14 protein-coding genes are annotated in these 15,827 nt (G+C 32.3%); 10 read left to right on the top strand and 4 right to left on the bottom strand.

What is annotated here, in order from left to right:
* Positions 1-229: 229 nt before the first annotated feature.
* The 5 genes from COE53_RS13285 to COE53_RS13265 all read left to right on the top strand — a co-directional run bounded on the left by COE53_RS13285 (position 230) and on the right by COE53_RS13265 (position 6,636).
* Positions 230-1,501, top strand: a complete 1,272-nt coding sequence (locus COE53_RS13285; RefSeq protein WP_439097797.1) for an amidohydrolase family protein — start codon at positions 230-232, stop codon at positions 1,499-1,501.
* Between the two features lie 23 nt (positions 1,502-1,524).
* Positions 1,525-2,751, top strand: a complete 1,227-nt coding sequence (locus COE53_RS13280) for an amidohydrolase (RefSeq protein WP_098948226.1) — start codon at positions 1,525-1,527, stop codon at positions 2,749-2,751.
* Positions 2,752-2,796: 45 nt separating this feature from the next.
* A complete protein-coding gene (locus COE53_RS13275) occupies positions 2,797-4,041 on the top strand; it encodes an amidohydrolase (RefSeq protein ID WP_025568505.1) in 1,245 nt (414 codons plus the stop codon).
* A 374-nt stretch (positions 4,042-4,415) separates the two neighbouring features.
* A complete protein-coding gene (locus COE53_RS13270; RefSeq protein WP_098948225.1) occupies positions 4,416-5,321 on the top strand; it encodes a DMT family transporter in 906 nt (301 codons plus the stop codon).
* A 19-nt stretch (positions 5,322-5,340) separates the two neighbouring features.
* Positions 5,341-6,636 (top strand): uracil/xanthine transporter, encoded by a 1,296-nt coding sequence (locus tag COE53_RS13265; protein WP_025568503.1) that lies wholly within the window; start codon positions 5,341-5,343, stop codon positions 6,634-6,636.
* A gap of 37 nt (positions 6,637-6,673) precedes the next feature.
* Here COE53_RS13265 and COE53_RS13260 read toward each other — a convergent pair whose 3' ends face one another.
* Entirely contained in the window at positions 6,674-7,723 is a 1,050-nt protein-coding gene (locus COE53_RS13260; protein ID WP_353616543.1) for a GIY-YIG nuclease family protein, read from the bottom strand.
* 220 nt (positions 7,724-7,943) lie between these two features.
* Here COE53_RS13260 and COE53_RS13255 point away from each other — a divergent pair, with 220 nt between their 5' ends.
* On the top strand, positions 7,944-8,282 hold the full coding sequence (locus tag COE53_RS13255) for a hypothetical protein (protein ID WP_139116378.1): 339 nt from the start codon (positions 7,944-7,946) through the stop codon (positions 8,280-8,282).
* A gap of 573 nt (positions 8,283-8,855) precedes the next feature.
* Positions 8,856-9,590 (top strand): AAA family ATPase, encoded by a 735-nt coding sequence (locus COE53_RS13250; protein ID WP_069035076.1) that lies wholly within the window; start codon positions 8,856-8,858, stop codon positions 9,588-9,590.
* Positions 9,591-9,639: 49 nt separating this feature from the next.
* Here the strand turns inward: COE53_RS13250 and COE53_RS13245 are convergent, their stop codons facing one another.
* Complete coding sequence (locus COE53_RS13245) at positions 9,640-9,981, bottom strand: DUF952 domain-containing protein (protein ID WP_084007007.1); 342 nt, start codon at positions 9,979-9,981, stop codon at positions 9,640-9,642.
* 15 nt (positions 9,982-9,996) lie between these two features.
* Positions 9,997-10,743, bottom strand: a complete 747-nt coding sequence (locus COE53_RS13240; RefSeq protein ID WP_084007006.1) for a hypothetical protein — start codon at positions 10,741-10,743, stop codon at positions 9,997-9,999.
* A 161-nt stretch (positions 10,744-10,904) separates the two neighbouring features.
* On the opposite strand from COE53_RS13240, the gene COE53_RS13235 reads away from it, so the two are divergent.
* Genes COE53_RS13235 through COE53_RS13225 form a run of 3 tightly spaced genes read left to right on the top strand, consistent with a single transcriptional unit; the run spans position 10,905 to position 14,595 of the window.
* Positions 10,905-12,359 (top strand): spore germination protein, encoded by a 1,455-nt coding sequence (locus COE53_RS13235; protein ID WP_084007005.1) that lies wholly within the window; start codon positions 10,905-10,907, stop codon positions 12,357-12,359.
* A gap of 20 nt (positions 12,360-12,379) precedes the next feature.
* Positions 12,380-13,477 (top strand): GerAB/ArcD/ProY family transporter, encoded by a 1,098-nt coding sequence (locus COE53_RS13230; protein WP_025568499.1) that lies wholly within the window; start codon positions 12,380-12,382, stop codon positions 13,475-13,477.
* Positions 13,474-14,595 (top strand): Ger(x)C family spore germination protein, encoded by a 1,122-nt coding sequence (locus tag COE53_RS13225; RefSeq protein ID WP_025568498.1) that lies wholly within the window; start codon positions 13,474-13,476, stop codon positions 14,593-14,595. The genes COE53_RS13230 and COE53_RS13225 overlap by 4 nt, the downstream gene beginning before the upstream one ends.
* A gap of 46 nt (positions 14,596-14,641) precedes the next feature.
* Here the strand turns inward: COE53_RS13225 and COE53_RS13220 are convergent, their stop codons facing one another.
* The gene (locus COE53_RS13220) at positions 14,642-15,826 is read right to left on the bottom strand and encodes an MFS transporter (protein ID WP_025568497.1); all 1,185 of its coding nucleotides are present in this window, start codon (positions 15,824-15,826) and stop codon (positions 14,642-14,644) included.
* Between the last annotated feature and the right edge of the window lies 1 nt (position 15,827).

Here is a 15,827-nt window from a genome sequence, read left to right as displayed (position 1 = left end):
GGGCTGAGCCCCCGCAGGCTTGCCGAGGAGGCTAAGAATCTCGCCCCATGGAAAGCGAACATCCTGAAATGGAAATCAACTAACATTAACTTGTTTTACCCCAACACTCAAAAGGTTTACTTTTTTATTGATGACATCGACAAGTAGTAAAAATACCTTAAAAATATGTAAATATACTAAAATCAAAATATTTCAAACAGACTTATAATTAAAATAGAATCAAAATTTAATGTGGGATGGAAGGGTGAGTATATTGTCAAAATCGTATTGGTTAACAAATGTGAGTCTGGAAAATGGTTTTACTTATAATGACAATGAAGTTATCAACGGAACTGCAACTGGAAAGTACAATGTTAAAATTGAAAATGGAAAAATTGCATCTATTCAATTAGTTAGTGATTTAATTACAGATCAATTGCCTCAATATGATGTGCAAGGCCTTCTAATGGTTCCTTCATTTAAAGAAATGCATATTCATATTGATAAAACTTATTATGGTGGACCATGGAAAGCGTGTATGCCAGCAACAAATGGTGTAAAAACACGTATTGAAGAAGAGCAAATTTTATTACCAAAATTATTACCAACTGCTAAAGAAAGAGCAGAAAAAATGCTAGATCTATTATTAAGTTACGGTACGACTCACATTCGTACACATTGTAATATTGATCCAGTCATCGGGTTAAAAAACTTAGAAGCAACGCTGCAAGCTTTAGAAGGATATAAAGATAAATTAACACATGAAATTGTTGCATTTCCGCAACACGGACTATTAAGAAGTCACTCTGTCGAACTAGTAAGAGAAGCGATGAAATATGGAGCAAATCTAGTAGGTGGTGTTGATCCAGCTTCAATCGATGAAAACATCGAACGTTCTCTTGAGACGATTATGGAGATAGCAGTTGAATCAAATTCTGATATCGATGTTCATTTACATGATCCAGATCATCTTGGATTATTTACAATGCAAAGATTAGCAACATTAACTGAAAAAGCAGGTTGGCAAGGAAGAGTTACAGTAAGTCATGCAAGTGGTTTAGCAGATCTTTCTGTTCCAGATGCTACTGCGATTGCTGAGAGATTTGCTGATTTAGGCATTTCAATTACTTCTACGGTTCCAATTTTTAGAACAATTCCAATTCCTTTACTAAGTGAAAAAGGCGTAAAAGTTGAACTAGGTAATGACAGCATTACAGATCATTGGACGCCATTTGGAATTGGAGATAATCTTGAAAAAGTTGGACGACTTGCTGAAAGATTTAGATATATTGAAGAAAAAACACTTGCTAATAGTCTTGGATTTATTACAGGCGGGGTAACCCCTTTAAATAATGAAGGTGAAAGAGCATGGCCAAATATTGGAGATGAAGCAAATATCGTACTTGTAGAGGCTACTTGCTCAGCTGAAGCAGTTGCGAGACGAGCAAAACGAGCTGCAGTTATATTTAAAGGTAATGTTGTAAGTGGTTCAATTTCAAATCTTGAATCAACAACAGTTTAAGTTTTATTAAAGAGAGTGATGAGATGAATCAATCATATTGGCTTAAAAATGTAAAACTTGATAGCGGATTTGTATTTGAAGATGGAAAAATTGAACGTACTGAGACTACTCTTTACAATTTACGAATTAATGATGGCAAAATTGAACAATTACAATTGGCGAATTTTCCATTACAAACAGATCTACCAGTTCAGGACGCAAAAAATTTACTGGCTTTACCTGCTTTTAAAGAAATGCATAATCATTTAGATAAGACCTATCTTGGACTTCCATGGAAGGCTTGTATTCCTGCTGCAAATTTAGTAGAGAGATTAAATTTAGAAGCAACTGAACTTGTTGAACTAGCTGAAACAGGTCAACATCGTGCTGAACAAATGCTTCATCTATTATTAAAAGGTGGCGCAACCCATGTACGATCACATGTTAATATTGATCCGTATATTGGCTTGAAAAATTTAGAAGAAATTCAAAAAGCACTTTATACGTATAAAGATAAAATGACCCATGAAATAGTAGCCTTTCCTCAGCATGGATTACTTCGCACAAATAGCAAATCATTTATGAAAACAGCAATGCGAGAGGGAGCAACGATTGTCGGAGGATTAGATCCTGGTGGTATTGATCAAAATATTGAACTTTCATTATTTGAAATGGTTGATCTAGCAGTACAGTTTGATGCTGATATAGATATTCATATTCATGACCCAGGCCATCTTGGTTTTTATACAATACAAAAACTAGTTTCATTTATTGAACAAGCTGGTTGGTATAATCGCGTAGCAGTAAGTCATGCATTTGCGCTTGGTGACGTACCGCAGAATGAATCAGTTGAAATGGCTAGCAAACTAGCAAGCTTAGGCGTATCAATTATGTCGACTGTTCCGATTAATAGAGTAATGCCTCCTGTTGATTTACTACATTCAAAAGGTGTACAAGTTGCTTTAGGTTGTGATGGTTTCTATGATTCTTGGTCTCCACATGGAACAGGAGATATGTTAGAAAAAGCAGGAAGATTAGCTGAGAGATATAATTGGAAAGATGAATACGGACTATCTCAAACATTGCAATTTATTACGGGTAGGGTAAGGACTCTTGATGAAAAGGGTAACCAATTATGGCCAAATGTAGGAGATGACGCAAACATGGTTTTAGTAGATGCATCATGTTCTGCTGAGGCTGTAGCAAGACGTGCAAAACGTGCTGCTGTTATTGCTAATGGAAATATTGTTTATGGTGAACTAAAGTTATGAATCAGTTTTGAAATAAAGTATTGATTACAAGAAGGGGTGAAATTCATGAAATCTAGCTATTGGTTAAAAAATGCTCGATTAGAAATTGGGTTTGAAAAAGAAGATGGAAAAGTGATCGGTACTGCTACTGAATTATTTCATCTTTTTATAGAAAATGGAAAAATCACTCGAATAACAAAAGAAGAAACGGATATTACTAGTGAATTTACAGTTCAAGATGCAGACGGATTACTAGTTTTACCTTCTTTTATTGAAAAGCATGTACATCTTGATAAAACTTTAATGGGAGATGTATGGAGGGCTTGTACGCCAACTTCTAGTGTAATTGATCGATTTGAAAATGAAAAAATGGTATTACCAACAATTGCTTCAAGTACGAAGGAGCGAGCAGAAGCTTTACTTGAAATCCTTTTAGCTTCAGGCTCTACACATGTAAGAACGCATGTAGATATTTACCCAGAGGTTGGAATAAGAAATTTAGTGCAAGTCGAACAAGCCTTAACTAATTATTCGAATCGACTTAGCTCAGAAGTTGTAGCATTTGCTCAGCATGGTTTATTAAGATCAAATGCATTCAATTATGTGAGAGAAGCATTAAGAAATGGAGCAGGAATTGTTGGCTCAGTAGATCCTGCTGTTGTAGACCAAAATATTGAAGAGTCATTATATCAGCTTTATAATTTAGCAGTTGAAGCTGATGCAGATATTGATATACATTTACATGATCCAGGTCATTTAGGAACATTTACGATGAAGCGTATAGTAGAATTTACTAAGCAAGCAGGCTGGGAAGGCAGAGTAGCTATCAGCCATGCATTTGGAATAGGTGATGTTCCAAGAGAAGAAGCATTTGAACTAGCAAACAGCTTTAGAGACGCAGGAATTTCGATTGTTACAAGTGTACCTATTAATAGACAAATGCCTCCAGTTGATTTACTAAATGAACGCGGAGTCGAGGTAGCTGTGGGGAATGATAATATTTTTGATGTTTGGTCTCCACTCGGAACAGGAGATATCCTTGAAAGAGCGGGAAGACTAGCTGAACGCTTTAGATGGATTGATGAAGTATCACTAGCGCAAACATTAAAATATATTACAGGTGGAAAAACTCCTTTAGATATAGAAGGAAATCAAGTATGGCCAAAAATAGGTGATTCTGCAAATCTAGTTTTAGTTGAAGCAAGCTGTTCGGCAGAGGCAGTTGCTAGACGCTCAAATCGAAAAGCAGTAATTTATAATGGGAAGATCGTTAGTGGTTCCTTAAGTGAAGAAAGACTGATTCGTAAATAAATAGAGCAATTAGAAAGAATTCGATAGGAAAATGCTAAGTGGGCTTCCGCTAAACCCACTTAGCTAAGAATAAAAAAGGATGCCAAAAAAAGCCTCCCCAAGGAAAATAAACATCCAAACATAGACTTTAAACTACCTATCCAGTTCGGAAAAATAGGAACAAAGCTTTGTAAAAAGCCTAAATAATAGAAGAAAAAGGATCTCTAGAATTTTCTAGATTTCCTTTTTCATTTTTTCACATTAAGAAAGGATAAATTTAGAATGGCGTAGCCAATTTTAGGAATTAAGTATACGTACAATTATGACTCTATTTTCCCTAAAGGAAGGTTAGGCGAAGAGTTTTCTTTAAAATAATTGAGAAAGCAGGCTGTAAAATGGTTCGTTCTTATCTATTATTACTTTTCTGTGTAATCTGTTGGGGAAGTAATTTTATTTTTGGTTCAATACTAGTAAAAGAATTTCCACCAGTGTTATTGTCAGCGTTAAGATTGTGCTTTATATTACTCTTTATGGCTTTCTATGCATTAATGAAGAAAAAGTGGAAAAAGATTAAGACAAAAGATTGGTTTATGATTATTTTACTTGGGTTAATTGGTACTTGTATTAATCAATGGTCATTTTATTCCGCTTTAGAAACAACCCATCCTACAACTTCTGCATTAATACTTGCGCTTGCTCCTCTTACTACATCTTTTTTAGCTTCAATATTTTTAAAGGAAAGACTAACAAAAGGTTTTGTATTAGGTTCAATTATAGCTTTTATAGGTGTGTTTTTTGTCATTACAAACGGACAAAAGCTTCAAATTACAATTGGCTTGATTTGGATTTTTCAAACTATGCTCACGTTTTCAATCTCGATTATTATGATTAAGAAGCTTACGGTAAACTATGAATCCACCACAATTACGCTTTACTCGAATTTTATTGGTTTTGGAGGTTTATTACCGATTGCGCTTTTTTCAGAAACGACCGTGGCTTTGAGTAAGGAAGCGATGCCTTGGATCCTATTAATTGTAACAGCGATTGTTATGCATGGAATTTGTACTTTAATTTGGAATCATCAAATTCAAATTGTCGGAGCATCAAAAGCGGCTATTTTTCTTAACTTAGAACCTTTTGTTGCAATGCTAGTTGGATTGATTATTTTAAAAAATAATATTACTTCATCTCAACTTTTAGGTGGAGCACTCATTATTATTGGTGTTTTTCTTTCAACTTCATTAAAATGGAGAAAGGCGACTAAAGACCCAGTCTATATAAAAGACACAAAGAATTTTTAAGCAAGAGGAGGAGGAAACTATGAAAAACGTGAGAGTTTCTACTACTCTTTTTTCATCGGTTCAATGGCTATTTTTTATTTTTGCGAATACGATTGTAGTTCCCATATCAATAGGAGCTGCATTTCATTTGCCTTCAGATGTTATTGAAAGTACAATCAGAAGTTCACTCATCTTTACTGGTATTGCATCCGTTTTACAAGGATGGCTTGGTCATAAATATCCGGTCATGGAGGGGCATTCTGGTTTATTATGGGGCGTTATGCTGAATTTAGGATTATCAGCTTCTGCTTTTGGGTTAAGTTATACAGAAATAGGAGGAGGAATGGCAACAGGATTTATTGCAGCAGGTATTGTTACTTTACTTTTATCTGCATTCAATTTGATTTCATTTCTTCAAAAAATCTTTACCCCAATGGTTATGACAGTTTATTTATTTTTACTTTCATTTCAGCTCATATTTGTATTTTTTAAAGGAATGCTTGGAATTACAAGTAAAGGTGAAATCAGTATAGCGGTTAGTATACTTTCTTTATGCATCGTATTATTTGTTAGTATTTTAAAATTAAAAGGTTCTCGTATTATTAGCAATTTTTCAATATTAATTGGCATTATCGTAGGGTGGTTATTCTACTCGATTTTATTTGGATCAGATGCAAAAGAAGTAGGGGCAGCAAGTGCGCATTTTTCTTTATTCCCTTTAGGAGCACCAAATTTAGAAATAGGTATCATTGCGATTTCATTTTTTGCAGGAATTATGAATTTAAGTAATACATTTGCATCAATTAAAGCTGCGTCTGATTTATTAAAAGAAAAAGCGAGTACAAAACAATATCGTTTTTCACTATTTTTCACAGGCAGCTTCACAATTATTGCTGCATTATTTGGAATTGTTCCATACACTCCATTTACATCATCGCTTGGATTTTTGCAAAGTACTCAAATATATGAAAGAAAACCATTTATCTATGGGGGAGCACTGCTAGCAATAATTGGCGTACTTCCGCCATTAATTTCATTTTTAGCAACTATGCCTGTAACAGTTGGAAATGCAGTATTATTTGTTGCATATCTTCAATTGTTTGGAACAGCATTTAGTAGTACAAATGGAAAAGTATTTACATCAGATACAATTTTTAGACTGGCAGCCCCGGTTTTAGTTGGGGTAAGCTTAATGAATATTGCTCCTGGTACTTTTGGAAATTTACCTATGATTGTTCAACCATTTTTAACAAATGGACTGATTATGGGGGTAATTCTTTCAATTTTATTAGAGAAGTCGATTAACTGGAATCAGTTTGAGAAGGTAAAAGGATAAAAAATGGCTCGAGGAAAATATCCTCGGGCCTATTTTATTAAGAGAAATTAACTAATTTTTGAAGCTCTTTTGTAAATTTAGTACTTGTATGACTAAGCCATCTTTTTGGAACAATTAGATGCTTACAATTCATACTATTTAAATAGCTGTAAATAATTTGAGCTTCGTCGATTTCATCGCGGCTTACATCTATAGAAGATTGGTTATTATTATATTTGAAGTAATCAAGTGAATTTGAATATATTTGCTTAATTAACTGATCAAATGAATCGTCTTCAATTTCTACCAATTCACAATGCAATATTTGTGTCCTATGGATCAGAAAATACTTAAATTTGTTGTTTTCTAATTGTTCAATTGTAATAATATTATGATTTTTTTCAGTAAATTCGATTAGTTTTTCTTTATTTATTAAAGACTTAACCATTTCAATCCAATCCCTGTATTTTGCTGCAGCCTCAAAATCAAATTGTTCAGATGCTGATAACATAAGCTTTTCCATTTCTTCAAGCAGACTCATGTCGGTACGATTAAGAAATCGAATAACTTTATCAATTATCATATTGTACTCTTCAAGCGCTGATCCACCTAGACAAACTCCATTACATGTCCCTAATGAATAATTTAAACATGCGCTATTCTTAACTGCCAGATGGCCACAATTAATTTTAAAGCATTCCTTAATGCCGGTAACTGCTCTTTCAATAGTACTTCTACTTGTAAAAGGACCAAATATTAATACATTTTCACTTTCAATAGGCTCGTAGCTAATCTCAAAAGAAGGAACTTTTTTATTTAAGTTGATGACTAAGTAAATAAAAGATTGTGGACTTTTCATCATACGATTATACATTGGTTTAATTTCTTTTATTAAATGACATTCTAGCATGAAAGCATCGAATTCTGTATCAGTCAATAAATAGTCAAAATCCTTTAAATGGGTTACCAGTTTTTTCACTTTTGGTGAATGTCCCTTTGAATTTTGAAAATAAGATTGAACGCGTTTTTTTAAGCTTTTTGCTTTTCCGACATAAAGGATTTGACCTTTTGAATCTTTCATTAAATAAACGCCAGGGGATAACGGCAGATTTTTTACTTTTTCTTGTAGATTAATAGTAGTTCATCCCTTTTCTTGTAAGTATAATCTCATTTTAACATGAGAAATGAATTAAAAGTCAGCACAATTATGTGGAATAACTTCATCAAAACTTTATATAAAAAACATAATTTAAAGTCATTAATACACGCATAAAAGAACGACTACACGCGTAAAAATTGACTACAGATGATTTAAAGGAGAAGTGATCTTGATGAAAACGATCTATACGACATCCTCTTTCTCCAATTGGATTCTAGCTTGTCTTGTTAATGTATTAATAATTTGGTTATGTAGTTTATTTGCTCATTTAGTCAACTGGAAGTATGCTGACATGGGGTTCTTCCTATACTTTGTCATTCTAGTATTCTATATTATTTGTTTAAAACTGAATGAAGGATTCCCAGCACTTTTTCGGAAATTTGTACTCCGCAAAAAATTCGATTTAGTTAAAGTATCTGCTTATGAAGTAACTATTATTCTAGTAGCTATTTTTCACGTAGTAAGAGCGATTGTGATTTATAAGGATGCTCTTAGTTCCGTGTTTTGACCTGACCTTCATAAAAAACGAGGGAATCCTAATTGTCTGACTACTTAGGAGAACCCTCCTTTTTTATTTTATTGGAAAAAAATAATATTAAAGAATCTCAAATAAAAAAGAGTGATGACAAAACAGCTTGAGCTGCAAATAAGTCTTAGAGTACCGCAAATAAGGAGCCATTCTGTGCAAATAAACAGCGTACTGCAAATAAAATCTGAAAATCGCAAATAAAAATAGCAAAACTGCAATTAAATTTAGAGAATCGCAAATAAAAATAGCAAAACTGCAATTAAATTTAAGAGAATCGCAAATAAACTTAATAATTACCTATACTGGTTAGGGTATTTAGACCTGAAAGTTGAACGATTGTAGACACTTTCAATGTAAAGATGCTCTAATTCTTACAAAATCAAATAAAAAATTCATAAATTCCGTTAATGTTGGATGAATTATCCCAACTATAATAAAAAACGTAGCTAAGAAAGCTCAATTACTGTTCAAGACAATAATATGTTGTACTTCCCCACAATAAATTTTTAGATAAGGATCGTAATTACTGTATAATCTTCATAGGTGATGAAAATGTTTTTAAAAAAAATTACACTTTTGCGCGATGATATTAATTTTTTTAGCCAATATCCGTTTTCAATTCCTTCAATTAAATCATTTGATGAATTGAACATAAAAAGTAATGTTACCTTTTTTGTAGGTGAAAATGGTTCTGGAAAGTCTACTTTATTGGAAGCAATTGCTGATAAATGTGATTTTAATACAGCAGGCGGAGGCCGTAATAATAATTATGAAGTTTTTGCATCTGAGTCACAACTTGGAAATTACATTAGACTTTCTTGGTTGCCGAAAATTTCGAATGGATTTTTCCTAAGAGCGGAGTCATTTTACAATTTTGCTACTTACTTAGATGAATTAGAGGATCCAAATAATGAAAAATATGACAGCTACGGAGGACAGTCTCTCCATAATCAATCACATGGGGAATCATTTTTGTCCCTGTTTTTAAATCGCTTTAATGAAACGGCAATCTATTTGTTAGATGAGCCTGAGGCAGCGTTGTCTCCAGCTAGGCAGTTATCATTTTTAAAAATAATTCATGATTTAGTTGAAAATGAAAATTCACAGTTCATTATTGCAACGCATTCTCCAATTCTTCTTGGTTATCCAAATGCAGATATTTTAAGCTTTGATCATGGAGAAATTTCTAGAATTGATTATGAGAATACAGATCACTATCAAATTACTAAATATTTTTTACAAAACAGGGAAAAGTTTTTAAGTGATTTGTTGAGAGATGATGAGTAAAGCTAAAAAACTCAGTTCACTAGGTGAAACTGAGTTTTTGTTTATTCTCTTATTCTTCTAATTCATCAGGTAAAATAAATTGCCCATTTTCGTCAGCGTGAAGATCAACAACTTTAAAAATAGCATCTAAATTCAATGGTCCATAAATATGAGGAAATAATTGGCCAAAGTTTTCAGTATCTTCATATACGATTTTTGATTTTGTTTTTTCCTCATTAATACAAAGTATTTTTAAATCAGTTGCACCTTTAAAGAATAAGTTTGCGATTTCAACAGTTTGCTTGAGGGTTGAACAATGGATAAAGCCTTCGTTGTTTAAACTATCAGGTGCATATTCACCTGAATTATTTGCATTTTGCCAGTCTTTGTTTCCAATAATATGTAAAATCATTTTGATTCTCCTTTACTAATTCTCAAAGTATAATTTAATTTTTCTTTTCATATCTTCTTTATTTTCCGCAAATTGTTTATGTCGATGTCCATTCCCGCCAGATGTATGGGGGAATCCGTATAAAATGGCGTCCGAGTTTAAATAATCATTCGTTGTTAGATAGGTTAGAACTTTTGAAACATTAACTCCTAACGGGATAATGAGGGGACTTTCTAGTCTTATGATTTCCGCAGCAAATGTATTAACAATATACTTTTTAAGTAGATCGGTTCTTAAAATATTCGGGGTTGAACCATTATAGTTTTTCCCTTTATAAAAAACTGGGTATTTAATGACAGAGGTCGTTTGTACTAAATGACTAGCCGTACTAAAAAGTTCGCTAGTTGAATTTAATCCAAGATAATGATGTAATTCCAATTCATCTAACATAGCAATTAAATTTTTTCGCATCGGTCCTTCGAAGCTAGAATTCTTTTTAACTTCATGTAAAATTTCTTCGTCATCCATCACTTCGTCTTTAAGGCTAATGACAGTAGAATAAGATTGTTTCATTTGATGTAAGCCGGGAGTAATCCCAACTATGATGACTTTAGCTCGCTCATTAATGTACTCAAAAGGTGCATAATAAATTTCTAAATTTTTCTTTTCATCTTTATCTACTAAAAATTTTTCACTTTTTAATGTACTAGTTTCAAGTGAAGGAGATAAAGAAGAGATTAACGTTTTATATTCTTTAAATTTTGCATTAGCCAAGATTGCCATATTTGGTCCTCCATCAAAACTATTTATAGTTCATTGTATCGAAAGTTCTCCGTTAAATCCAACTATCTCCTAACTAGCCTTTCAAGTATAAAATAGGTGATTTTTGATAAAACTGATTAGCTGAAAGTAATCTGGAAATTTATGAAAGGATGGAAGATTAAGTGGATTATTCTAATCAACAAAAGAAGCGTTTAAGAAAATATAATTTACGCTCTTCCGTTCTTCATACTGAAGGAAATTTAATAGAAAACTTTAATATTATTCAGCGAGTGTTCCCGACCTCTGACTTAGTAAAAAAAGATATAGTTGTTAAAGATAAACAGGCTATAATTTGTTATTTGTCTAGTTTAGTTGATGAACAAAAAATAGGTCAATTTATTAATACAGTAAGTTCGTATACTGAAGATATAGAATTATTCATAACGAATAATACGATTCGGACTAATCAAATTTTAGATATTGAAACAGCAATATTGAATGGTAACAGTATTCTTCTAGTAGAAGGCGATCCAGTCGCATTTGTATATTCTTGTGGAAAATTGCCACAAAGAGCTTATACGCCTCCAAGTATTGATAATTCCTTAAGGGGCACAAAAATATCCTTTATTGAAACTGTTCAAGGTAATATTACTTTACTTCGAAGATTTATTAAAAGTCGAGATTTTCAAGTTAAGGAAGTTGAAATTGGGAATGAAAATAAAAGTACGGTAGCAATTGCGTATATCGATGGATTAGTAGATGAAGATTTACTATCTGGTGTAGAACAAGATATTTCAAAGATAAAACTTGATTCTATAATAAATGCAAACCACTTAGCGCAATTAATAGAAAGAAACCCATTTTCTCCTTTTCCTCAATATTTTACAACAGAAAGACCGGATGTTGCAGCTACGACATTACTTGAAGGAAAAGTAGTTTTAATCGTAGACCGATCTTCTGAGGTTATTATTTTACCGATTAATTTTGCAATATTTTTTAAAACGATTGATGATTATTCAGCAAGAGCGATGGTGGCTTCATTTAATCGTATACTTAGAGTAATTGCATTCTTTTTAACAATCTTTTTGCCGGGAATCTATATTGCAATTATTTCATTTAATTATGAGATCGTTCCTTTAAAATTACTATTATCAATCGGGGAATCTAGGGCAAAGGTTCCATTTGATCCTTTATTTGAAGCCATTGTTATGGAGATCACCTTAGAAATGTTAAGAGAAGCAGCGATTAGACTACCAGCACCTATTAGTACAACAGTTGGCATTGTAGGTGGGATTGTAATCGGGCAAGCAGCGGTACAAGCAGGAATCGTTAGTAATATTATGGTAATCGTCGTAGCTTTAACGGCTATTTCATCATTTATTATTCCAAACTATGAAATGGCATCTAGTTTACGAGTCATTCGATTTCCAATTATGATTATGGCTTCATTATTTGGTTTAATCGGTTTGATTGTAAGTACAATGATTCTCATGATCCATGGTTTGAGCTTAACTAGCTATAACAAACCTTATACATTGCCATTTTCTCCAATCAATCGTGATGCATTTAAAGATACAATCATAAGAGTACCTTTAAACTATCTTTGGAAAAAACAAAATAAACGTAATGAAGAATGAATGTTAGAAGGGATTCTTTCATGATAATTACGAAGTCAAAAATTACACAATTTCAATTTATTTTAATGATTTTTGGTATTCAAGTAGGGATTGGAATGTTGTCACTTCCTAGAGAACTAGCTCTAAAAGGAGGTACTAGCAGTTGGATTGCAATTCTTTTTGGGGGAATACTTTCTACTTTAATTAGTATTGTATTTGTTAAATTTAGAGAGAAGGCTCCTAATTTAAACTACATAGGTTTTTTTACTTTTTATCTAGGAAAAATTATTGGATCAATCGTAGTTTTGTTACAAGCAATTTATTTTCTATATGGAGGATATCTTGCATTAGTTAGAGCGATTTTATATATTCAATCCTACATACTTCAAGAAACTAGAACTTATATTTTATTAGTGCTATTTCTTTTTCCAACTTATCAGCTAATAAGTGGGGGAGTTCATTTAATTGCAAAATATATAGAAGCAATTTTTCCAATTGCTTGTTTTACCTTATTCATGCTGTTATTCACACTTAAAGATGCTGATATAAATTTTATTTTACCAATTATTAAGGATGGCTGGATGCCGATTTTAAAGACGATTCCATTAACGACGACTTCATTTCTAGGCATCGAATTAATCCTAGTTTATTATCCATATTTAAAGTCGAAAGAAAAGGCTGTAAAATGCGTTATTATTGGAAATGCTTTAACAACTTTTACCTACGTTTTTGTAACAATTATTTGTTTTGTTATTTATAGTCCTTATGAAATTAAAATGACATTTGAGCCAGTAATCGATATTTTAAGTGTAATCGAATTTCAATATGTTGAGAGGTTAGATTTCATTTTATTCTCATTATTTTTAATGATAATATCGAAATCATGGGTTACGTTTATTTGGGCTGGTATGAATGGGTTATCAGAGTTATTTAAATTTAGATTATTACCTATTGTCATTATTATTCTTTTTATCCTCATTATCATCCTTACATTTATTCAAGTTCCGACATTTACAAATACAACTAATCATTTACACGTTTTAATGATTTCTGGAAGATACATCACGATCGGTATCCCTATCCTGTTATTGATCGGCGGTTTAATAAAAAATAATTTAAGTAAGGTGAAAATCAATTGAAATATTTTCAAGTATGTTTGCTTAGTATTTTTTTAATAATCGGCGTTTCGGGTTGCAGAGGGAAAATAAATATAGAAGATGTCACATTATCGATGATTTTAGGAATCGATGTGAACGATGAAAATAAAGTAGAAGTATTTATGGCAAGTCCAGTCTTTAGTGGAGAAACACAAGCGAAAACTGAACATTTTAACGTTCAAACTCTATCGATTAAAGAATCTAGAAATTATTTTGATACGCGTGCTAGTGGTGTTACTGGTGGAGGTAAAATTCAAGCAATCTTAATAGGGTCAAGAGTACTTGAACATAAAAATTGGTTTTCAATCATGGATATGTTTTTTCGAGATCCCAAATTTCGATTAAATGCAGATCTTATTTTTGTAGATGGTCCACTTGCCGATGTTTTTGATTTAAAACCAAAGGATAAACCTGAGTTACCGATCTATATTCCTCAATTAATACAAACTGCTGATTTTCGAAATGTTGCCTTTAGAACGACTATACGACAGTTTCATCGAATGTATTTTGAGAAGGGGATTACACCTTTTGCACCTGAACTAGCAATACAAGGAGAGCATTTAGTAGTCAATGGGACAACTTTATTAACTAACAATAATTTGTATAATCGAACCTTATCAATGAATGAAACACAACTGTTAAAAATTTTAAAAGATCATTTAGAGGGACAATTAGTAATTGCATTGGATCTTAAAAAATTTAAAAAAGATGTAGATGATGTCTTTACAGATGAAGAAACTAGTTTTTATATTAAAGATGTAAAACGAAAAATCGATAAAAAATATTCTAATGGTCATTATAGCTTTAATGTGAATTTGACATTGCCGATTATGTTTACAGAATCTCCAATAGGATTAACGAATTCATCGGAAGCTATCTTAAAAAAAGCGATAGAAAAAAAATTGCAAAAAGAATTAAATAATCTAATCCAATCTTTTCAAAAAGATAAAGTTGATCCAGTTGGTTTTGGTATACTTGCTCACTCATTTCAGTACGCTGATTGGAAAAAAAATGAGAATCATTGGCTTGATACATATCAAAAATCGAATATAAAAGTAAAAGTTAAGATTATTGTTATAGATAAAGGAATAACGATGTAAGTGAACAAAACAAAACCCACCAAAAAAATTTTGGTGGGTTTTAAGTTTAGGCGGCTGCATTTTCAAGATCTATTGCTTTTCTTTGTTTACGATCATGCAATAAATAGTAAATGACAGTCGTTGACAATACAGCAATTGCAGTTATGACATACATAATATGGAATGATGTTTTCGCAGATACAACTCCAAGTACGTAAGAGCCAATTCCCATACCGACATCAAAAAACATAAAAAATGTTGCTGTCGCCATTCCCTTTTTAGCAGGGGCAGCAGTGTTAATCGCTAATGTTTGAAAACTAGGTACGATTGAGCCATAGCCTAGACCGATTAATGCAGCGGAAAATAAAAAGATTGTTGGTACAGTTGAGAAGCTCAAGACAACTAGACCAATTGTAAATAAGATGATCCCAGGATATACAATTATGTTAGCTCCTTTACGATCAAATAGTTTACCAGTGAAAGGTCTTGATCCTAAAATGAAAACTGCATAAACAATAAAAAAGAAACTAGCAACATCTACAAATCCTAATTTTTTTGCGTATAATGTGATAAATGAAATGATACCACTGTAACCAAAAGAGATAATTGCTGAAGTAATTGAGATTGGTAATGCTGAACGCTCAATTAATTGTGATGGTTTAATTCGAGTTTTTGCTTTTAATGTTTGTTTAGGAATCGCAATGAATAGTCCGAAAATAAGTGAAATAATTGCGAAGAAACCACAAACAAAAAACAAAATATGGAAGGTAAAATGATTCATTAAATTAATACCAAGATAAGGACCAAATACCATTGCAAGGATCATTGATGAGCTATAATAACTCATACCTTCGCCCCTACGTGATATAGGAACTATTTCAGCGACTATTGTACCTGTTGCAGTTGTTCCTAGACCAAATGCAATCCCTTGTGCAAAACGCAATAAAAGTAATAATGCAAAATTATTGATAAAAGGATATAAAAAAGTTGTTAATGTAAAGAAAACTAATGAAATGATTAGTATTTTTCTGCGACCAATTGTATCAAGCCAGATCCCTGCAAATGGACGAATTGCAACTGAGGCAATCAGAAAGGATGTTACTACAAGACCAACTTTACTATCTTCTTGGCCTAAATTATCAATCACAAAAATCGGTAATGTCGCCATCAACGTATAAAATACTAAAAACACAAAAAATCCACTTAAGCTTACACTTAGAAAATCCTTTGTCCATAAACGCTCGTTTTTCAAA

This window comes from Bacillus sp. AFS029533, assembly GCF_002585125.1.
GTDB lineage: Bacteria > Bacillota > Bacilli > Bacillales > Bacillaceae_G > Gottfriedia > Gottfriedia luciferensis_B.
Note: the sequence above shows the minus strand (reverse complement) of the source record. Positions and strands in the feature narration are given on the sequence as shown.